The 19,900-nt window shown below is 69.5% G+C and carries 18 protein-coding genes and 1 tRNA gene; 9 read left to right on the forward strand and 10 right to left on the reverse strand.

Translation table 11 applies throughout. The features are described from left to right. Positions 1-81 precede the first annotated feature (81 nt). Positions 82-168 (reverse strand) — tRNA-Leu (locus IG54_RS0128115). Between the two features lie 540 nt (positions 169-708). On the opposite strand from IG54_RS0128115, the gene IG54_RS0128120 reads away from it, so the two are divergent. The 6 genes from IG54_RS0128120 to pknB all read left to right on the forward strand — a co-directional run bounded on the left by IG54_RS0128120 (position 709) and on the right by pknB (position 8,968). Further along, the gene (locus IG54_RS0128120; RefSeq protein ID WP_030790432.1) at positions 709-1,611 is read left to right on the forward strand and encodes an FhaA domain-containing protein; all 903 of its coding nucleotides are present in this window, start codon (positions 709-711) and stop codon (positions 1,609-1,611) included. A 10-nt stretch (positions 1,612-1,621) separates the two neighbouring features. Further along, entirely contained in the window at positions 1,622-2,140 is a 519-nt protein-coding gene (locus IG54_RS0128125) for an FHA domain-containing protein FhaB/FipA (RefSeq protein WP_030790435.1), read from the forward strand. A gap of 128 nt (positions 2,141-2,268) precedes the next feature. After that, complete coding sequence (locus IG54_RS0128130; RefSeq protein ID WP_199809602.1) at positions 2,269-3,849, forward strand: Stp1/IreP family PP2C-type Ser/Thr phosphatase; 1,581 nt, start codon at positions 2,269-2,271, stop codon at positions 3,847-3,849. Positions 3,850-3,875: 26 nt separating this feature from the next. Further along, positions 3,876-5,282 carry an FtsW/RodA/SpoVE family cell cycle protein gene (locus IG54_RS0128135; protein ID WP_030790441.1) on the forward strand — a complete coding sequence of 469 codons (1,407 nt, stop codon included), beginning with the start codon at positions 3,876-3,878 and terminating at the stop codon, positions 5,280-5,282. After that, on the forward strand, positions 5,279-6,745 hold the full coding sequence (locus IG54_RS0128140; protein WP_030790444.1) for a peptidoglycan D,D-transpeptidase FtsI family protein: 1,467 nt from the start codon (positions 5,279-5,281) through the stop codon (positions 6,743-6,745). Before IG54_RS0128135 ends, IG54_RS0128140 begins: the two co-directional genes overlap by 4 nt. Positions 6,746-6,913: 168 nt before the next feature. Beyond that, the gene (gene pknB, locus IG54_RS0128145; protein ID WP_051820075.1) at positions 6,914-8,968 is read left to right on the forward strand and encodes a Stk1 family PASTA domain-containing Ser/Thr kinase; all 2,055 of its coding nucleotides are present in this window, start codon (positions 6,914-6,916) and stop codon (positions 8,966-8,968) included. A gap of 92 nt (positions 8,969-9,060) precedes the next feature. Here pknB and IG54_RS0128150 read toward each other — a convergent pair whose 3' ends face one another. From IG54_RS0128150 to IG54_RS0128175, 6 genes are read right to left on the reverse strand one after another with little or no spacing between them, the layout of a single operon-like run. Continuing rightward, positions 9,061-9,798 (reverse strand): class E sortase, encoded by a 738-nt coding sequence (locus IG54_RS0128150; protein WP_030790453.1) that lies wholly within the window; start codon positions 9,796-9,798, stop codon positions 9,061-9,063. A gap of 24 nt (positions 9,799-9,822) precedes the next feature. Next, positions 9,823-11,049: a class E sortase gene (locus IG54_RS0128155; protein WP_420712292.1), complete on the reverse strand. Its 1,227-nt coding sequence runs from the start codon at positions 11,047-11,049 to the stop codon at positions 9,823-9,825. A gap of 5 nt (positions 11,050-11,054) precedes the next feature. Beyond that, positions 11,055-11,720, reverse strand: a complete 666-nt coding sequence (locus IG54_RS0128160; RefSeq protein ID WP_030790460.1) for an aminodeoxychorismate/anthranilate synthase component II — start codon at positions 11,718-11,720, stop codon at positions 11,055-11,057. Then, a complete protein-coding gene (locus tag IG54_RS41505) occupies positions 11,717-11,878 on the reverse strand; it encodes a hypothetical protein (protein WP_030790461.1) in 162 nt (53 codons plus the stop codon). The genes IG54_RS0128160 and IG54_RS41505 overlap by 4 nt, the downstream gene beginning before the upstream one ends. A 54-nt stretch (positions 11,879-11,932) precedes the next feature. Further along, a complete protein-coding gene (locus tag IG54_RS0128170) occupies positions 11,933-12,622 on the reverse strand; it encodes a class E sortase (RefSeq protein ID WP_030790462.1) in 690 nt (229 codons plus the stop codon). Positions 12,623-12,646: 24 nt separating this feature from the next. After that, positions 12,647-13,417, reverse strand: coding sequence for a DUF881 domain-containing protein (locus IG54_RS0128175; RefSeq protein ID WP_051820077.1), 771 nt, complete (start codon positions 13,415-13,417; stop codon positions 12,647-12,649). A gap of 142 nt (positions 13,418-13,559) precedes the next feature. Between IG54_RS0128175 and crgA the strand changes: the two genes are divergently transcribed. Beyond that, a complete protein-coding gene (crgA, locus tag IG54_RS0128180; RefSeq protein ID WP_030790466.1) occupies positions 13,560-13,817 on the forward strand; it encodes a cell division protein CrgA in 258 nt (85 codons plus the stop codon). A 268-nt stretch (positions 13,818-14,085) separates the two neighbouring features. Here the strand turns inward: crgA and IG54_RS0128185 are convergent, their stop codons facing one another. Next, positions 14,086-14,982 (reverse strand): rhomboid family intramembrane serine protease, encoded by an 897-nt coding sequence (locus IG54_RS0128185; RefSeq protein WP_030790468.1) that lies wholly within the window; start codon positions 14,980-14,982, stop codon positions 14,086-14,088. Positions 14,983-15,122: 140 nt separating this feature from the next. Continuing rightward, the gene (locus IG54_RS0128190) at positions 15,123-15,656 is read right to left on the reverse strand and encodes a peptidylprolyl isomerase (protein ID WP_030790470.1); all 534 of its coding nucleotides are present in this window, start codon (positions 15,654-15,656) and stop codon (positions 15,123-15,125) included. 265 nt (positions 15,657-15,921) lie between these two features. Between IG54_RS0128190 and IG54_RS0128195 the strand changes: the two genes are divergently transcribed. Then, entirely contained in the window at positions 15,922-16,623 is a 702-nt protein-coding gene (locus IG54_RS0128195) for a DUF5324 family protein (protein WP_030790473.1), read from the forward strand. 182 nt (positions 16,624-16,805) lie between these two features. On the opposite strand, the gene IG54_RS0128200 is transcribed toward IG54_RS0128195, so the two are convergent. Then, a complete protein-coding gene (locus tag IG54_RS0128200; RefSeq protein WP_030790476.1) occupies positions 16,806-17,261 on the reverse strand; it encodes a carboxymuconolactone decarboxylase family protein in 456 nt (151 codons plus the stop codon). A 218-nt stretch (positions 17,262-17,479) separates the two neighbouring features. Between IG54_RS0128200 and IG54_RS0128205 the strand changes: the two genes are divergently transcribed. Continuing rightward, positions 17,480-19,897: a helix-turn-helix domain-containing protein gene (locus tag IG54_RS0128205; protein ID WP_030790480.1), complete on the forward strand. Its 2,418-nt coding sequence runs from the start codon at positions 17,480-17,482 to the stop codon at positions 19,895-19,897. Positions 19,898-19,900 lie beyond the last annotated feature (3 nt).

Here is a 19,900-nt window from a genome sequence, read left to right on the forward strand (position 1 = left end):
CACAGCAACACGCACACCAACAGACACAAAAAAGAAGCGGCCCCCTTCCGGACTTTCATCCGGAGGAGGACCGCTTCCTCGTGGTGCGCGAGGGGGGAGTTGAACCCCCACGCCCTTGCGGGCACTGGAACCTGAATCCAGCGCGTCTGCCTATTCCGCCACCCGCGCATGGGTGCTGTCTTTGGGTCTCTCACTGTGTGGTGCGAGCGCCTGCCGACATCCAGAAGATTAGCACGCTGCCGAGGGTGGATTCACATCCGTATTCGGCGGGCACCTGCCAAGGGGCCCGCCCTCGGACAAGCCGGGGGCCACGACCCGCACCACGATCCGGACCGCGACCCGACTTGCGCCCCGGGCCGCAAGTCGGACCGCAAGTCGGACCGGAAGATGGGCCGCAAGACGGGCCGCCCCCGGCCAGCTCGCCGGGGTCCGGCGCCAGGTGCGGGACACTGGCTCGGGGCCCCCTCTACGATCCCTGGTAAGAGGAGACTCGGGCAGCCGTCCCCGGCAGCTGCCCGGAAGGGTTTCCTGATCCGGAAATCAGGGCCACGTCAGGGGTCCTGGGAGGATCCCTGGAGGCTGGTGCGGGCATGCCTTGTGAGAGGCGACACTCGTCGACTGGGCGGACAGGGGGAACCAGCCGATTTCCCGGCGCGTGGATACGATCAGTAAGCAGTACCAGGATGACTACGACGGAGGAGGTGCCCCATGGGAGTCCTGAAGAAGTTCGAACAGCGACTTGAAGGTCTGGTCAACGGCACCTTCGCCAAGGTGTTCAAGTCCGAAGTCCAGCCCGTCGAGATCGCCGGCGCCCTCCAGCGCGAGTGCGACAACAACGCCACGATCTGGAACCGCGAGCGGACCGTCGTCCCCAATGACTTCATCGTGGAGCTGAGCGCGCCCGACTTCGAGCGCCTGAGCCCCTACTCCGGGCAGCTCGGCGACGAGCTGTCCGGCATGGTGCGCGACTACGCCAAGCAGCAGCGCTACAGCTTCATGGGACCCATCAAGGTCCACCTGGAGAAGGCCGAGGATCTCGACACCGGCCTGTACCGCGTCCGCAGCCGCACGCTCGCCTCCAGCACCTCCCAGGCTCCGGAGAGCGCCCCCGCGGGCCCCGGCCCCGGTGGTCCCGGCGCCCCCAGTGGCCCCGCGGCCCCCGGCCGCGGCGCCGGCGGGGGTTACGGCTATCCGCAGCCGCCCTCCGCGGGCCCCGGCGGGGCACCTCCCATGCCGGCGGCGCCGCCGCCCGGCGGAGGCCGCCCCGGCGGCCAGTCCCCGGCATCGGCCAGACCCTCGGGTCCCGGCGCCGGACCACTTCCGGGCGCCCAGGTGCGGCGCTGGATCGAGATCAACGGCAACCGCCATCAGATCTCCCGCCCGACGCTGGTGCTGGGACGCAGCACCGACGCCGATGTGCGGATCGACGACCCCGGCGTCTCGCGCCGGCACTGTGAGATCCGGACCGGAACGCCCTCGACGATCCAGGATCTCGGGTCTACCAACGGCATCGTGGTAGACGGGCAGCACACCACCCGCGCTACGCTCCGCGACGGCTCGCGGATCGTCGTGGGCCAAACCACCATCGTTTACCGGCAAGCCGAAGGGTGAAGCGGGGGCAATGTCAGAGCTGACCCTGACGGTCATGCGGCTAGGTTTCCTGGCCGTTCTGTGGCTGTTCGTGATCGTGGCCGTCCAGGTCATCCGCAGCGACCTGTTCGGAACGCGCGTCACTCAGCGCGGTTCGCGCCGCGAGCGGCCGCAACAGGCCGCCCGAGCGCAGCAGGCCGCCACACCACCACCACAGCGCCAGCAGCAGGGCGGTGGCGGCCGCCAGCGCCGCGGCGCCCCCAGCAAGCTCGTCGTCTCCGAGGGCATCCTCGCCGGGACGACGGTCGCGCTACAGGGCCAGACCATCACGCTGGGCCGTGCGCACGATTCGACGATCGTGCTGGACGACGACTACGCCTCCAGCAGGCATGCCAGGATCTACCCGGACCGGGACGGCCAGTGGATCGTCGAGGATCTCGGGTCCACCAACGGCACGTATCTCGACCGGACCCGACTCACCACCCCGACGCCCGTTCCGCTGGGCACGGCGATCCGCATCGGCAAGACCGTCATCGAGCTGCGGAAGTAGTACGTCATGAAAGAGCGCGAGCGGAGCGAGCGAGCCGAAGCGGCTGTCCAGGTACTGGACGCCGGCGCGCTCCCGACCGGAGGGTGGGCACCGTGCGGATGTACCCGGAGCCGACGGGCGAGGTGCGCATGAGTCTGTCTTTGCGCTTCGCCGCCGGATCGCACAAAGGCATGATCCGGGAGGGGAACGAGGACTCCGGTTACGCCGGCCCGCGCCTCCTCGCCATCGCCGACGGCATGGGGGGCCAGGCCGCGGGCGAGGTGGCCAGCTCCGAGGTCATCTCGACGCTCGTCACGCTCGACGACGACGTCCCCGGCTCGGACATCCTGACCTCGCTCGGCACGGCCGTGCAGCGGGCCAACGACCAGTTGCGGCTGATGGTCGAGGAGGACCCCCAGCTCGAGGGCATGGGGACCACCCTGACCGCCCTCCTGTGGACGGGACAGCGCCTCGGTCTCGTCCATGTCGGCGACTCGCGCGCGTACCTCCTGAGGGACGGCGTCCTCACGCAGATCACACAGGACCACACCTGGGTGCAGCGCCTCGTCGACGAGGGCCGCATCACCGAGGAAGAGGCCACCACCCACCCGCAGCGCTCCCTGCTGATGCGCGCGCTGGGCAGCGGTGACCACGTCGAGCCGGACCTCTCCATCCGCGAAGTCCGCGCCGGGGATCGCTACTTGATCTGCTCGGACGGCCTCTCCGGAGTCGTCTCGCACCAGACCATGGAGGACACCCTCGCCTCCTACCAGGGCCCGCAGGAGACCGTGCAGGATCTGATCCAGCTCGCGCTGCGCGGCGGCGGCCCCGACAACATCACCGTCATCGTCGCCGACGTCCTGGACATCGACAGCGGCGACACTCTCGCGGGCCAGCTGTCCGACACCCCCGTGGTGGTCGGCGCGGTCGCCGAGAACCAACTCCAGGCGCAGGACGACGGCGCCATGCAGACGCCCGCGGGCCGCGCCTCCGGCCTCGGCCGCCCCGTGCCGCCGCAGACGTCCCACGGCCAGGGTGGCGGCTTCGGCCCGCCCGGCAGCGGCGACACCACGGGGTACGCCCCCGAGGGCGGCTTCGGGGCGTACGACGACGAAGACTTCGTGAAGCCCGGCGGCAACCGCAAGTGGCTCAAGAGATCCCTCTACACGGTGCTCGCGCTCGCGGTCATCGGAGGCGGCCTCTACGGCGGCTACCGCTGGACCCAGACCCAGTACTACGTGGGCACGAAGGACGAGCACATCGCGCTCTACCGCGGCATCGACCAGGACCTGGCGTGGGTCAGCCTGTCGAAGGTCGAGAAGGACCACCCCGAGATCGAACTCAAGTACCTGCCGCCGTACCAGCGCAAGCAGGTCGAGGCCACCATCGCCGAGGGCAACCTCGACGAGGCCGAGAACAAGATCCAGGAGCTGGGCCTCCAGGCGTCGGCGTGCAAGAAGGACGCCGAGCGCCGCGAGGTCGAGCGGGAGAACAACGCACGGACCGGTGAGGGTGAGGCGGGCGGCACGACCGGCCTGTCCAAGGCCCCGGGCGACGACCCCACCACGGACCCGTCGTCCGACCCGACCGACCCGGCCGGCAAGAACGACAAGAACGACAAGAACAACCCGACCGACAAGAACAAGTCCAAGACCGCACCGACTCCCACACCCGGCCCCAGCCTCTCCGAGGATGAGCAGAAGCTGGTCCCGCTGTGCGGTAAGCAGTAAGCAGCCGTTGGGGGCCTCTGCACGCCATGAGCAGTACTACACACACGTCGACGATCGGCGCGATCGGTGCGCCGAGCCGGCGCAACACCGAGCTCGCACTGCTCGCGTTCGCGGTCGTCATCCCGCTGTTCGCCTACATGAACGTGGGCCTCGCGCTCACGGGCAAGGTGCCCACCGGCATGCTCGGCTACGGCATGGGCCTCGGCCTGCTCGCGGGCGTCGGCCACATCGTCGTACGCAAGTTCGCCGCATATGCTGATCCGTTGCTGTTGCCGCTGGCGACGCTGCTCAACGGCCTCGGGCTGGTGATCATCTGGCGGCTCGACCAGTCGGAGAAGCTCCAGCAGCGCAAGAACTTCGTCGAGGCCGCGCCGAACCAGCTGATGTACTCCGCGATCGGCGTCGCGCTCTTCGTCGGCGTACTGCTCCTGCTCAAGGACCACCGCGTCCTACAGCGCTACACGTACATCTCCATGGTCGGCGCCCTCGTCCTGCTGCTGCTGCCGCTCGTGCCGGGCCTCGGCATGGATGTGTTCGGCGCCAAGATCTGGATCCGGGTCGGCGGATTCTCCATCCAGCCCGGTGAGTTCGCGAAGATCGTCATCGCGATCTTCTTCGCCGGCTATCTGATGGTGAAGCGCGACGCCCTCGCCCTGGCCAGCCGCCGCTTCATGGGGCTGTACCTGCCGCGCGGCCGCGACCTCGGCCCGATCATCGTCGTCTGGGCGATGTCGATCCTGATCCTGGTCTTCGAGACCGACCTCGGTACGTCGCTGCTGTTCTTCGGCATGTTCGTCGTGATGCTGTACGTCGCCACCGAGCGCACCAGCTGGATCGTGTTCGGTCTGCTGATGTCCGCCGTGGGCGCGGTCAGCGTGGCCTCTTTCGAGCCCCACGTACAGCAGCGTGTGGACGCCTGGCTGAACCCGTTCTCGGACACGGTCATCCAGAACAACAGTGACCAGATCGCCCAGTCCCTGATGGCCTTCGGCTCCGGCGGGGTCCTCGGCACCGGGCTCGGCCAGGGCCACTCCGACCTCATCGGCTTCGCCGCCAACTCCGACTTCATCCTCGCCACCTTCGGCGAGGAGATGGGTCTGGCCGGCGTGATGGCGATCCTGCTCATCTACGGCCTGATCGTGGAGCGCGGTGTCCGCACGGCGCTCGCCGCCCGCGACCCGTTCGGCAAGCTCCTGGCGATCGGCCTCTCCGGGGCCTTCGCCATCCAGGTCTTCGTCGTCGCCGGCGGCGTCATGGGCCTGATCCCGCTGACCGGTATGACCATGCCCTTCCTGGCGTACGGCGGTTCGTCCGTCATCGCCAACTGGGCCCTCATCGGCATCCTGCTCCGGATCAGCGACACCGCGCGCCGTCCCGCCCCGTCCCCCGCCCCGAACCCCGACGCCGAAATGACCCAGGTGGTCCGACCGTGAACAAGCCCCTGCGCCGGATCGCGATCTTCTGCGGGCTGCTCGTCCTCGCCCTGCTCGCCCGGGACAACTGGCTCCAGTACGTCCAGGCCGACACCCTCGCCAAGCACGAGAAGAACCGCCGCGTCACCATCGAGCGCTACTCCCAGCCGCGCGGCGACATCATCGTCGACGGCAAGCCCATCACCGGCTCGAAGGCCACCCCGGGCAGCGACCTGAAGTACAAGCGCACCTGGAAGAACGGGCCCATGTGGGCCCCCATCACCGGCTACTCCTCGCAGCGCATCGGCGCCACCCAGCTGGAGAGCATCGACGACGGCATCCTCACCGGCAACGACGACCGGCTCTTCTTCCGCCGCACCCTCGACATGCTGACCGGTGAGAAGAAGGAGGGCGGCAATGTCGTCACGACCCTCGACTCCGCCGCGCAGAAGGCCGCGTACAACGGCCTGAAGAGCAAGGGCAAGGGCGCGGTCGCCGCGATCGACCCGTCCACGGGCGCGATCCTGGCGCTGGCCTCCACCCCTTCGTACGACCCCGGCGACTTCGCGGGCAACACCAACGAAGAGGCCGAGAAGTTCCTCGAACTCGACAAGGACAAGGAGAACAGGCCGCTGGTCAACCGCGCCCTGCGCGAGACCTATCCGCCCGGCTCCACCTTCAAGGTGGTCACGGCGGCGGCCGCCCTTGAGCACGGCCTGTACGACGGCATCGACGAGAAGACCGATTCACCGCTGCCGTGGACCATGCCGAACACCACGACCCCGCTGAAGAACGAGGGCGACCTGCCCTGCAAGAACGCCACGCTGCGGGTGGCCCTCCAGGTCTCCTGCAACACCGTCTTCGGCAAGATCGGCTCCGATCTCGGCAAGGACAAGATGCTGGAGACGGCGAAGGAGTTCGGGTTCAACGAACAGCAGTTCGTGCCCGTCCGCTCCAACGCCTCGCACTTCCCCGAGGACATGGACAAGCCGCAGACCGCGCTGTCCTCCATCGGCCAGTTCGAGACCGCCGCGACGCCGCTCCAGATGGCCATGGTCGCCTCCGCGATCGCGAACGACGGCACCCTCATGGAGCCGTACATGGTCAGCGAACTCCAGGCGCGGAACCTGGACGTCATCGAGAAGCACTCGCCCAAGGAGATGAGCGAGCCGCTGTCGAAGGAGAACGCCCAGAAGCTCCAGCAGATGATGGAGACGGTCGTCGAGAAGGGCACCGGAACCAACGCCCAGATCCCCGGCGTCACCGTCGGCGGCAAGACGGGTACGGCCCAGCACGGCGTCGCGAACAGCAAGAACCCGTACGCCTGGTTCATCTCGTACGCCAAGACGGACTCCGGGTCGCCGGTCGCCGTCGCCGTGGTCGTCGAGGACAGCGACGCCGACCGCGGTGACATCTCCGGTGGCGGGCTCGCCGCGCCCATCGCAAAGTCCGTGATGGAAGCGGTCATCAAGAGCAAGAAGTGACGCCCGTCACGGCCACTCCACATCGGTGCACGTTGCGGTACCGGTCCGGTATCGGCTGACGGTCGCGTCCGGGTCACGCAAGTCGAGCCGGGTACGGTATGCCCGGACAGCACACCGCCGGACCACACAAAGGTGCGGTCGGGACCGACGGAGAGGGCTGGATTAGCTATGGAAGAGCCGCGTCGCCTCGGCGGCCGGTACGAGCTGGGCCAGGTGCTCGGCCGTGGTGGGATGGCGGAGGTCTACCTCGCGCACGACACCCGCCTCGGACGCACCGTGGCGGTGAAGACGCTGCGGGTCGACCTGGCCCGCGATCCGTCGTTCCAGGCCCGGTTCCGCCGTGAGGCCCAGTCTGCCGCCTCGCTCAACCACCCGGCGATCGTCGCGGTCTACGACACCGGCGAGGACTACGTCGACGGGGTCTCCATCCCGTACATCGTGATGGAGTACGTCGACGGTTCCACGCTGCGCGAGCTGCTGCACTCCGGCCGCAAGCTGCTGCCGGAGCGGGCCATGGAGATGACGATCGGCATCCTCCAGGCCCTGGAGTACTCCCACCGGAACGGCATCGTCCACCGCGACATCAAGCCCGCGAACGTCATGCTGACGCGCAACGGCCAGGTCAAGGTCATGGACTTCGGCATCGCCCGCGCCATGGGCGAGTCCGGCATGACGATGACGCAGACGGCCGCGGTCATCGGCACGGCCCAGTACCTCTCGCCCGAGCAGGCCAAGGGCGAGCAGGTCGACGCCCGCTCCGACCTGTACTCCACCGGCTGTCTGCTCTACGAGCTGCTCACCGTCCGGCCGCCGTTCGTCGGCGACTCCCCGGTCGCGGTCGCCTACCAGCACGTGCGCGAGGAGCCGCAGGCCCCGAGCGTCTTCGACGGAGAGATCACTCCGGAGATGGACGCCATCGTCCTGAAGGCCCTCACCAAGGACCCGGACTACCGCTACCAGTCGGCCGACGAGATGCGCGCCGACATCGAGGCGTGCCTGGACGGCCAGCCCGTCGCCGCCACCGCCGCCATGGGCGCGGTCGGCTACGGCGGCACCGACGGCTACGGGGCCGACCAGCAGACGGCGATGCTGCGCCCGCAGAACGGCGGCCAGACGGCGATGATGCCGCCGGTCAGCCCCGAGGGGGGCTACGGCTCGGACGAGGCCGGCCACGGCCGCCGTCAGAAGAAGAGCAACGCGTCGACCTGGCTGCTGATCCTCGCGGGCGTGCTGGTCCTGGTGGGGGCGATCCTCATCGGGAAGTTCGCGTTCAGCGGTGAGGGCGGCGGTGACGGGCAGATGAAGGCGCCGGATCTCGTCGGTGAGACCGAGGCCGAGGCCAAGGACTCGGCCACGAACGTCGGACTGAAGTTCAAGGTCGGCGAGCGCAAGGCGTGCGCGAAGTACCCGAAGGGCGAGGTCTGCGACCAGACCCCGAAGGCGGACACCGACGTCGAGAAGGGCGACACCGTCACGGTGACGGTGTCGACGGGCTCCCCGAAGATCCTCGTCCCGGATGTGCAGGGTCTGAGCTACGAGGAGGCCAGGAGCCAGCTCAAGGCCAAGGGCTTCACCTCCATCGAGCGGGAGACCGAGGAGTCCGACCGGACCCCCGGCAAGGTCATCGGCCAGGACCCGCCGGGCGACAGCAAGATCGAGAAGAGCGAGACCATCACGCTGACCGTCGCCGAGGAGAAGAAGCAGGTCAACGTCCCCGACGTGACCGGCCTCGACTACGCGGCTGCCGAGAAGCAGCTCAAGGCCAACGGTTTCGCGGCCACCCGGTCGGACGTCGCCAGCGACGAGGTGGACGAGGGCAAGGTCATCAAGACCACGCCGTCGGCGGGCACGCCCGCCGACCCCGGCTCCACCGTGGCCGTCCAGGTCGCCAAGGCCCCCGAGGAGACCACCGTCCCGACGCTGATGGGCCAGAAGCTCAAGGACGCCCGTAAGGCCATCGAGGACGCCGGGCTGTCGGTCGGCACCATCACCGGCCCGCAGGACGACGACGCCCTCGTGGTCCTCTCCACGCCCGGCGCGGGCGAGAAGGCGGACCCCGGCACGGCGGTCGACCTGACCACCGCGGGCGGCGGTAACGGCAACGGCGGCAACGGAAACGGCGGCGGCAACGGCGGCAACGGCGGCGGGGACGACGGCGGCGGCTTCATCGGCGGTCTGTCGCAGCGTGACTCCCACCGGGACCCGTACCTCGACCAGGACTGACTCGCACCAACGGCAGAGCCCCGGTACCGCTGAGCGGTACCGGGGCTCTGCCGTTCAGCGACGGCGTCGTCGTTCAGTGAATCGGCCGGGGGTCACTTCAGTTCCCGCGGAGGCGTCCGCTTGTTGTCGACCTTCTCGATCCGCTCCAGCTCGCCCCACACCACGTAGCGGTAGTTGGAGGTGAAGACCGGCGTGCAGGTCGTCAGCGTGATGTAGCGGCCCGGCTTCTTCGCGCCCGACTCCCTGGGGATCGGGTCGAGGACCTTCACGTTGTACTTCGAGGTCGAGGGCAGCATCGCGTACACCTTGTACACGTACCACTTGTCGCGCGACTCGTAGACGATCGCGTCGCCCTTCTCGATCTTGTCGATCTTGTGGAACCTCGCGCCGTGCCCGTCGCGGTGCGCGGCCAGCGTGAAGTTGCCCTTCTTGTCCTCGGGCATGGCCGACTTGATCGGCTTCTTGTAGTAGCCGGCGACGCCGTCGTTCAGGAGCTTGCTGTCGGTGCCCGGCTTGACCAGGATCTCGCCGTCGCCCATCGCGGGTACGTGGAGGAAGCCGATGCCGCCCCTGGTGTCGACGCTGCCAGGCCCGCCCGCCCAGCGGTCGCGCACCTTGTCGCTCTGCTTGTGCGCCTCGCGGTCGGCCACGACGTTCGTCCACCACAGCGAGTAGACGACGAAGAGGCCGAGCACGAGCCCCGCGGTGATCAGGAGTTCGCCGAAGACGCTGACCACCAGGGCGAGGGGGCCGCGGCCCCGACGTCGTGGGGCGGGCGCCGGAGCGGGCGCCTCGGCCTGCTTCTCATCGTCTTCGGTCGTGGCTGCCACTGGTTCTGCCCCGTTCTCACACTTCTAGTTGACGAGCGCGCTCGGCTTGCCCTTGCTGCGCGGCCGTTCCTCGGCCATCTTGCCCCAGACGATCATTCGATACTTGCTCGTGAACTCCGGGGTGCAAGTGGTCAGTGTGATGTAGCGGCCGGGTTTCGTGAAGCCGCTGCCCGACGGGACCGGGCCGATCACGCTCGTGTTGCCGGGGTCCGTCTGCGGCAGGATGTTCGCCATCTTGTAGACGAAGTACTTGTCCTGCGTCTCCACGACGATGGGGTCGCCCGGCTCCAGGCGGTTGATGTACCGGAACGGTTCGCCGTGGGTGTTGCGGTGGCCCGCCACCGCGAAGTTGCCCTTCCTGGCGTCCGGCATCGCGGTCTTCGTGGCACCTTCGTTGTAGTGGCCGACCATGCCGCGGTCGAGGACCTTCTGCTTGTCGATGCCCTCGGCGACCGGCACGACGACGTCCAGCTTGGGGATGTGCAGGAGCGCGAAGCCCTGTCCTGGTTCGAAGGCCCCGGGCTTGCCCTTGCCCTTCGCCCACTCCTCCTGGAGGTCATGGGCGGCGCCGTCCGCCTGCTGCTGGGCCCGGATGTTCGTCCACCACAGCTGGTACGTGACGAAGAGCAGCATCAGCACGCCCACGGTGATGAAGACCTCGCCGAGCCCCCGGCTGATCACCGCGCCGGGCGAGGGCCTGCGGGCACGCTCCGCGCGGCGGGCCTCCAGGCGGGAGAGCGGGGCCCCGGCGGGCCGAGGCGGTGAGGACCGCGCGCCGCCCTTCTTGGCGGCCTTGCGGCGGGCCGCCCTGCCCTCGGTGGGGAGATCGGGCCCGGCCTTGAGCCCCGCGCCCGGCTCCACCGCGCGACGCGTGTCGGCGGTACGCAGACCCACCGTCTCGTCGTCGGCTATCGGCTCGGGGGCGTAGGCGCCGTAGAGCTGTTCGTACGTGGGTTCAGGGGTGCTTCGCGGCTGCGGCTCAGGCTGCTGTCGTACGGGGCTCTGCGGCTGCTGCTCAGGTGGCTGAGGCTGCGGTTGTTGCTGTACGGCGCTCTGCTGCCGCGGCTCCACCGAGGCGCTGCGGAACCACGGCGACGGATGCTGCCCCGGCAGCGGATAGGTCAGCGGATCGGTCAGGTGATCGACCGCTTCCTCCAGCGCCCCCGCGTCCCCGTGGGCGAACCCGCCGCCGCCCCCGTGCGCGCCATGGGCGTCGTGCGGGGCTCCGGAGGAGTCGTGCTCGGGGCCCAAGGCCGTCACGCCGTGGCCCGGCCCACCACCGGGGCCAGCCCACTCGATCGGCCGACGGCCCCGGTGTCGCCGCACTCCACCAGCCAGTTGGCGAGCATGAGGTGGCCGTGCTCGGTCAGCACGGACTCCGGGTGGAACTGTACGCCCTCGACCGGCAGTTCCCGGTGTCGCAGCCCCATGATGATGCCGTCCTCCGTGCGCGCGGTGACCTCCAGCTCGGCCGGGACCGTGGCCGGCTCGGCGGCCAGCGAGTGGTAGCGGGTCGCGGTGAACGGCGACGGCAGCCCCGCGAAGACGCCCCTGCCCTCATGGCGTACGCGCGAGGTCTTGCCGTGCAGCAGCTCCGGTGCGCGGTCCACCACGCCGCCGTACGCCACCGCCATCGACTGCATGCCGAGGCAGACGCCGAAGACGGGCACGCCGGTGGTCGCGCAGTGCCGCACCATCTCGACGCAGACGCCCGCCTGCTCAGGGGTGCCGGGGCCCGGCGAGAGCAGGACCCCGTCGAAGCCGTCCTGCGCGTGCCGCAGCTCGACCTCGTCGTTGCGCAGGACCTCGCACTCGGCGCCCAGCTGGTAGAGGTACTGGACGAGGTTGAAGACGAAGCTGTCGTAGTTGTCGACGACGAGGATCCGACTGCGGCCGCGGCCCGTGCCGCCGGCGGCGCTCACTGGCCGTCCACGGTGACGTCGTTGAAGGGCAGCAGCGGTTCGGCCCAGGGGAAGACGTACTGGAACAGCACATAGACCACCGCGAAGACGAGCACCAGCGAAATCAGCGCCCTTGACCATGCGTTTCCCGGCAGATGCCGCCAGATCCAGCCGTACATGCCGTCCCTTCCGTCGCGTACGGCAACAGTCCTCCCTCGCCGTACGGCACCAGACTAACGGCGCAGTGCCTCCGGTTTCCCGGCCTCCACGGGCTGGGTGGCATCCAAACGCGCCCAGACGATCAGCCGGTGGCTGTGGCCCCACTCCGGTTCACAGGTCGTGAGGGTGAGGTAGCGGCCCGGGCCGTCGAAGCCGGATCTACGCGGCACGGCGTCGATGACGCCGATGTCGGAGGGGAGGGTTCTGTACGGCTCCCTGTCCACGCGGTACGTGAACCAGGTGGCGCCGTCGGTCAGCACGACGGCATCGTTCGGGCGCAGCTTCGGGACGTCCTTGAAGGGATCGCCGTACGTGCGGCGGTGTCCGGCCACGGAGAAGTTGCCCTTCTGCCCCAGCTGGGCGGTGGACGCGTAGTGCCCGAGGCCCTTCTTCAGTACGTCGGCACCCGTGCCCTGGAGCACCGGCTTGTTCCACGTGAAACCGAACCGCGGGATGTACATCACCGCGAAGGGCTGGCCGTCCTTGTAGGGGGCGGGCTTCTTCGGGGAGGCGTCGAGGGGGTCGTTTCCGGTCCCCTCGGAGAGCGAGGCCCGCGCCCATCGGTCCTGAAGCTCGTCGATCTGGGTGTCCATGGCGCTGTCGGCCTTCACGCCGGTCCAGAACAGGACGTACACGACGAAGAGCACGATCAACGCGCCGACGGTGATGCACAGTTCGCTGAGCGTCCTGACCATCACGCGCACGGACACAAGCTCCCCCAGGGGCCGCTACTCCACGGGCTTCGCGTAGTGGAGATCCACTGTGCCCGAGTAGCCGGGAAGAGTCACCGCCCCGTCGTCGTCCACTTTCCAGCCGAGCCCGTACGCGTTGACGTACAGCATGTAGTTCTGGATCTCGGGGGACGCGGCGAGGGCGTTCTTGAGCTTGTCGGGTTCGCCGACGGCGGTGACCTTGTAGGGCGGGGAATAGACGCGGCCCTGGAGGATCAGGGTGTTGCCGACGCAGCGCACGGCGCTCGTGGAGATCAGGCGCTGGTCCATGACCTTGATGCCCTTGGCACCGCCCTGCCAGAGGGCGTTGACCACGGCCTGGAGGTCCTGCTGGTGGATGACCAGGTCGTTCGGCTGGGGCTCGGGGTAGCCGGGGAGCTTGGCCGTGGCGTCGGGCGGGGCGTCCGCGAGGGTGACCGTGACGGCCTTGCCGCGCAGCTCCTTGGTGCCGGCGTTGTCCTCCAGGGCCTTGAGCCGGGCCTGGTCCGCCTTGGTGCCGCCGTTGTCGCCCTGGGCCAGCGACTCGACGTCGTCGCGCAGGGAGCCGTTGGACTCGTCGAGCGCGCCGTTCTTGTGGCTGCGCTCCTGAATCAGGTCGGAGAGTTTCAGCAGCGACGCGTCCGTACGGATGTTGGTGCCCTTGGCCGTGTTGAAACTGGTGAAGAAAATCAGACCCGCGAGCGCGAAAACGGCGCCCGTAAGCACCCGAACCGGACGCCATCGGATGCGGCGACCGGCACCTTTGGGGAAGTCGGCGGAATTGCTCAACGTACCCTTATCTCCTTCAGCGCCGCGGAAGCACTACGCTAACGGACGCCCGGGGGAGGCCTCAGCTCCCCGTGGAGTCCCACCCGGCGTCACACCACAGTTCCCTGCGCGGCCACGCAGCGCATCGACAGGAGAGACCCTCGTGCCGAAGTCACGTATCCGCAAGAAGGCCGACGATTACACGCCGCCGCCCGCGAAGAAGGCGACGGCCATCAAGCTGACCAACCGCAGCTGGGTGGCTCCGGTGATGCTGGCGATGTTCCTCATCGGGCTCGCCTGGATCGTCGTCTTCTACGTCACGGACGGGAAGCTGCCGATCGACCCGCTCGGCAACTGGAACATCGTGGTCGGCTTCGGCTTCATCGCGGCGGGATTCGGCGTCTCGACGCAGTGGAAGTAGGCCCACCGCGGCACCTGCCGCGAGGCACTTCTCGACTCCGCGCACAAGCCTTGCCCTGAGTTATCCACAGCGCTATCCACACGAGTGGAAAAGGTCTGAAGATCTGTGGATAACTCTCCGCCGGTTGACGCCGGTGTGACTGGCCCACCGGCTCCGCGGAGTCCGCGCGCCCCTTGTCCCTCCTGGGGAAACCCAGGTCAGCGACAAGGGGCACGGTTGTTCCCCACCGCGTGCACAGGGTCGAACACACGCTGTGGACAACAGGGGCTCAGGTGAGCTGCCCGGTCCTCACGAGCACCATGATCACGGTCACGGCGAGGACCAGCGCACAGCTGCCGTACTGGATGACGTTCCGCCGCTCACGGGGCGCGTGCACCATGGCGAAGCCGATGATGACACCGCCGACGAGGCCTCCGACGTGCGCCTGCCACGCGATGCTGGGCCAGAAAGCGGTGATGAGCAGGTTGATCGCCAGCAGGGCGAGCACCGGTCGCATGTCGTACTTCAGCCGCCGCATCAGGATGGCGGTCGCGCCGAAGAGACCGAAGATGGCGCCGGACGCACCGAGCGAGGGCCTGTACGGCTCTTCGAGCAGATAGGTCAGCGCGCTGCCCGCGAGGCCCGAGCCCAGGTACAGGGCGATATAGCGAGCCCGGCCGAGCGCCGCCTCCAGCGGGCCGCCGATCCACCACAGGCTCAGCATGTTGAAGGCGAGGTGCATGATGCTGCCGTGCAGGAACATCGCCGTGACCAAGCGGTACCACTGCCCCTCGGCAACGCCCTCCACCGATCCGAACTCCGGGACGAAGGCCCGCCCGAGCAGGTCGTACTGGTCGGTGAAGCGGTCACCGACGGCCAGCTGCACCAGGAACAGGGCGAGGTTCAGCCCCACGAGGACCTTGGTGACCAGGCGCGGGTCGGCGGTGACGGTACCGCCCGCGACCGTGCGCGGCTGGTTGGCCGCCGGGGCGTGACCGGTCCCCGAGCCGTCGCGCACGCACTCCGGGCACTGGAAGCCGACCGAGGCGCTGATCATGCACTCGGGGCAGATGGGGCGTTCGCAGCGCGTGCAGGTGATGCCGGTCTCACGGTCCGGGTGGCGGTAGCAGACGGGCAGGCCCGTCGCCTCCCGCGGCTCCTGCGGGCTGCCTGGCACCTGGTCCATGAGGTCCCCTCAATCTCCGTACGAAGGCACTGTGACGGCATGACATGGCAACGCGCATGACATGGCAACGCGCCGCCCCGCCCTTCCTTACGGATGGGCGGGGCGGTCGGTTCCCCCGCGTACGCGGGGGTACGCGCTGATCAGGCGTCGCGGGTCTCGATGACCACGGACTCGATGACCACGTCGTTCACCGGGCGGTCGGTGCGCGGGTTGGTCTGCGTGGTCGCGATGGCGTCCACGACCTTCTGGCTGGCCGGGTCGGTGACCTCGCCGAAGATGGTGTGCTTGCGGGTCAGCCACGCGGTCGGCGACACAGTCACGAAGAACTGCGAGCCGTTCGTGCCCGGACCGGCGTTGGCCATCGCCAGCAGGTACGGCTTGTCGAAGGCGAGGTCCGGGTGGAACTCGTCCTCGAACTCGTAACCCGGGCCGCCCGTGCCGTTGCCCAGCGGGTCACCGCCCTGGATCATGAAACCGCTGATGACCCGGTGGAAGACCGTGCCGTCGTACAGCCGGTCCGTGGTCTTCTTGCCGGTCGCGGGGTGGACCCACTCGCGCTCGCCCTGGGCGAGCTCCACAAAGTTCTTGACCGTCTTCGGCGCGTGATTCGGCAGCAGCCGCACCTCGATGTCGCCTTGGTTGGTCTTCAGGGTGGCGTAAAGCTGCTCAGCCACGATCTGCCTTCCGTTGTCTTCTGTGACACCCCGATCCTCGCACGGACCGGATTGTGACGAGTAGCCACCGAGTAGGCGCGCGTCGAAGCGATCCGTGGCATGGTCGGCGCAGGGCTCTTCTCGCACCGTTCATCCGGAGTCGGCGTCCTTGAGGCGCCCTTGACCCGGATGCCCGCCCTTTCAGGCCTCGGAGCCATCCAGAAGGCATGATCTTTGAAAGGGTGGAAAGGTGACATACGTATACGCCACCGAGGAGGAGGATCACGTGACCCGCATCGACAGCGTGCGCGCCGCGACCGGCTCGGCCAAGGACAGCGTGCGGCACGCCGCGGACGCGGTGGCGCCATACGCCGACACGGCCAAGGACCGAGCCGCGCACTACGCCCATGAGGCGCGTGTACGGCTGGCACCCAAGGTGTCACAGGCGGCCGAACAGGCCCGTGTCCAGTACGGCGCCCACGTCGCCCCCCGCGTCGAGCAGGCGCTTACGCATGTGCCGCCGAAGGTCGACCACGCCGCGCACGAGGCTGCCGCCCGCACCCGCAAGGCGGCCCGCCAGGCCGCCGACTACTCCAAGCCCCGGATCGAGTACGCCGTGGCCGCCGCGCAGCCCGTCCGCGAGGAGGCCGCTTCCCGTAGCGCAGCCGCCCTCGCCGCGCTGCGCGGTCAGGTCTCGGCGAAGGAGATCCAGCGCCTGGTCCGCAAGCACGAGCGCCGGGCCAGGAACGGACGCATCGCCAAGAGGGTCGCCGTCATCGGCATCCTCGCCGGTGGTGCCTTCGCCGCCTGGAAGTGGTGGGACAAGCAGGCCAACCCCGACTGGCTGGTCGAGCCGCCCGCGGCCACCGAGGTCCCGGACACCACGCCGCTGACCTCGGTCGACGGCAGCGACCAGGCGGCCCTCGACCCCGAGGTCCAGGCCAAGCAGGCCGAGGCAGAGGCGGCCGACCGGGACAAGCGGAGCTGACGGGGCTGACGCACGTCACACACCGTTGAGGGGCGGAAGACCGGGTGGTCTTCCGCCCCTCATCTTCCGCCCTCGTCTTCCGCCCCTCGATGCTTCCTCGATGTTTCACGTGAAACATCGGCGCCATTTCACGTGAAACCACTGGACGTCGTGGGGCCAGGGCGTCGCGGGGCCGGGGCTCGTCAGCCCCACGCGCCGGCGATCTGGCGGGTCGTGGCGTTGAGCCGGTTGAACAGGTTGGTGACGCCGATCATCAGGACGATCGCGGCCAGCTGCTTCTCGTCGAAGTAGGTGGCGGCCGTGTCCCAGACCTCGTCGCTCACCGGGTCGGGACGGTCGGCCAGCCGCGTCGCTGCCTCGGCCAGGCTGAGGGCGGCCCGCTCCTCCTCGGTGAAGTACGGGGCCTCGCGCCAGGCGGCGACCGTGGCAAGCCGTTCGTCGCTGATTCCGGCCTTGCGAGCGGTCTTGGCGCCGCCGTCGACGCAGGCGCTGCAACCGTTGATCTGGCTGACCCGCAGGTGCACCAGCTCCAGCGTCTGAGGGTCCACGCCACCGGCGTGCGTGGCCTTGAGGAGCTGCTGGATGGGCTGCATCGCGTCGGGCAGGACGGCGGCGGGGTTCTTCATACGGGACTGCATCTGGTTTTTCTCCTCGTTCCGTCGGGGTGTGACTCCATAACAGCCGTCCCCGCCGGGCCGGACCACGGCGCTGGGACACCGTGGGACAGCCGAACAAGCCTTGACCAGCGGCGACTTGGCTCGGGAAACTTCGGCCAGGGCGGGACGGGGCGCGAGGCGCCGGAGAAGCGGGAACACGGGGACACAGGGATACGGGGACACGGGGACACGGGGGAACGATGGACGGTCACGGTCAAGGGCGAGCCGCCGAACGTGGGCAAGGAGCGAAGGGCGCCCCTCAGGACGAGCTTGCCGCCCGGTTACGCCTGCTCCAGGAGCTGTCCGGGCTCGGCGTACGGGCCCTCGCCCGGGACACCGGCCTCAGCTCGTCCTCACTGTCGCGCTACCTCAATGGTCAGACCGTCCCGCCCTGGCCCGCCGTGGTCGCCCTCTGCCGCCTGGTGAAACGCGACCCCCGCCCGCTGCGCCCCCTGTGGGAACGGACCTCGGCCCCGCTGCCCGCGCCCCCGAAGAGCAGCCGTCAGGTCCGGGCCCTGCCCCGCAACGACCTGCCGCGTGACGTGTCCGACTTCACCGGGCGCGAGGAGCGGCTCGCGGCCGTGTTCGCCGCTGTCGAAAGTCACCGGGCGGTCTCCGTCGACGGGATGGCGGGCGTCGGCAAGACCGCTCTGGTGATCCACGCCGCGCACCGGCTCGCCGCCGACTTCCCGGACGCCCAGCTCTATGTGGACCTGCACGGGTTCACCGAAGGCCGGCCGCCCCTCGACCCCGACTCCGCGCTGCGGATGCTGCTCGGCGCCCTCGACGTCCCGTCCGAACGGGTCCCACGGGAGGGTGTCGAACAGCTGGCTGCCTGTTGGCGGTCGGAGCTGGCGCGCCGCCGGGTCGTCGTGGTCCTCGACAACGCCGCCGACGCCGAGCAGGTACGCCCGCTCCTGCCCGGCGCGGGCCCCTCGGTCGCCCTGATCACCAGCCGCAACCGCCTCCTCGACCTGGACGAGGTGCCCCCGGTCTCGCTCGACGTGCTGAGCGCGCGGGAGAGCGCGGAGCTGCTGGCCCGGGCCAGCGGCGACCCCGGTGGTACCGGCAGCAGGCTGGCCCGCGATCCGGAGTCCGCCGCCGAGGTGCTGCGGCTGTGCGGTCACCTCCCGCTGGCGCTGCGGCTGGCGGCGGCCCGGCTGCGGCACCGGCCCGGCTGGACCGTGGGCATCCTGGTCGAGCGGCTCGCCGAGGGCGCGAGCGAGTTCGACACGGCGTTCGCCATGTCGGTCCGGCAGCTGGACCGGGGGCAGGCCCGCCTGTTCCGGATGCTGGGCCTGCTGCCCGGGGCGTCCTTCGACGAGTACGTGGTGGCGGCGCTGGCGGACGTGCCGCTGCGCACCGCCAGGGTGATGCTGGAGGACCTGCTCGACGCGCACCTGGTCCAGCAGCCCGCGGCGGGCCAGTACCGGTTGCACGACCTGGTGCACCAGCACGCGCGCAGGGCCGCGGCAGAGCAGGACTCGGAGGAGGGGCGGGGCCGCGCGCTCGGCCGGGTACTCGACTACTACGTCCACGCGGCGGCCGCCGCCGACGCGGCGATGCCGTTCCCGTCATCCGGCAGGCCCCCCGCCGCGGGACGCGCGCCGGCCGAGCTGCCGCGGTTCTCCGACAAGAACGCGGCCTTCGCCTGGCTGGTCGCGGAGTACGGAAATCTGATGGCGGCCTTCGAGACGGCGGCCGCCGTCGGAGCCGACGCGCACGTATGCGAGCTGCCGCGCTTCCTCCGCGCGTACTTCGCACGGCGCTGCGGCACGACCCACCTCAACTCCCTCTTCGAACGCGCCCTCGCCGCCGCCGAACGCCTGGGCGACCCGTTGCAACTGGCGGAAGCGCACAGCGACCTGGGCTTCGCGCGCTACAACGCGGGCCGCGTGGCGGAGGCCGCGGCCGCGTACGAGGCGGCGGGGATCCGGGTGTCCCAGACGGGCGACACACGGGCCGATGCCGAGCTTGCCCTGCGCCGCGGTTACCTGAGCTGGGACGCGGGACAGGTGACGGAGCCGCTCGAACTCTTCCGGCTGGCGGGGAAGTTGTACGACAAGTCGGGCAGCCCGACGGGCGCCGCCCACGCGGCCGCGTCCGAGGCCTGGGCGATGCTGCAACTGGGCCACCGCGAGGAGGCCGCGCAACGGGCCCGCGCGGTGCTGGACACGCCCCACACCGACCCGGCGTGGCCGCCCGCCCTGACGGCCCGGCTCACCCTCGGCGTGGCCCTCGCCCACGAGGCGCCCGACGAGGCGGCGGAGCACCTCCGCCTGGCCCTGGCCCAGGCCCGCGACGACGGACACCTGCACAATCAGGCGTGGTGCCTCAACTGCCAGGGCGTCGCGCTGCGTCAGATGGGCCGGTACGAGGAGGCCCTGGCCAGCCACCGGGAGGCCTTCGCCCTGCTCGACGAGTTGTTCGAGGAGCACTGGAAGATCCATTTCCTCAACGGCTACGGCGAGACCTGCCGCCTCGCGGGCCTCCCCGAAGAGGCGCTGCGGCTGCATCGCCAGGCGCTGGCCATGGCCCCGCGCCTCGGCAATCAGTACGCGGCGGCACTGGCCCACGAAGGCATCGCGACGGTACTCGCGGAAACGGCTCCCCACTGACTC

This window comes from Streptomyces sp. NRRL S-920 (assembly GCF_000717945.1).
Lineage (GTDB): Bacteria > Actinomycetota > Actinomycetes > Streptomycetales > Streptomycetaceae > Streptomyces > Streptomyces alboniger.

Excerpts from the sequence above, each read along its gene's own strand:
- IG54_RS0128120 (WP_030790432.1), top strand. The coding sequence starts at position 709 with ATGGGAGTCCTGAAGAAGTTCGAACAGCGACTTGAAGGTCTGGTCAAC.
- IG54_RS0128125 (WP_030790435.1), top strand. The coding sequence starts at position 1,622 with ATGTCAGAGCTGACCCTGACGGTCATGCGGCTAGGTTTCCTGGCCGTT.
- IG54_RS0128130 (WP_199809602.1), top strand. The coding sequence starts at position 2,269 with ATGAGTCTGTCTTTGCGCTTCGCCGCCGGATCGCACAAAGGCATGATC.
- IG54_RS0128135 (WP_030790441.1), top strand. The coding sequence starts at position 3,876 with ATGAGCAGTACTACACACACGTCGACGATCGGCGCGATCGGTGCGCCG.
- pknB (WP_051820075.1), top strand. The coding sequence starts at position 6,914 with ATGGAAGAGCCGCGTCGCCTCGGCGGCCGGTACGAGCTGGGCCAGGTG.
- IG54_RS41505 (WP_030790461.1), bottom strand. The coding sequence starts at position 11,878 with ATGTACGGCTGGATCTGGCGGCATCTGCCGGGAAACGCATGGTCAAGG.
- IG54_RS0128185 (WP_030790468.1), bottom strand. The coding sequence starts at position 14,982 with ATGGACCAGGTGCCAGGCAGCCCGCAGGAGCCGCGGGAGGCGACGGGC.
- IG54_RS0128200 (WP_030790476.1), bottom strand. The coding sequence starts at position 17,261 with ATGCAGTCCCGTATGAAGAACCCCGCCGCCGTCCTGCCCGACGCGATG.
- IG54_RS0128205 (WP_030790480.1), top strand. The coding sequence starts at position 17,480 with ATGGACGGTCACGGTCAAGGGCGAGCCGCCGAACGTGGGCAAGGAGCG.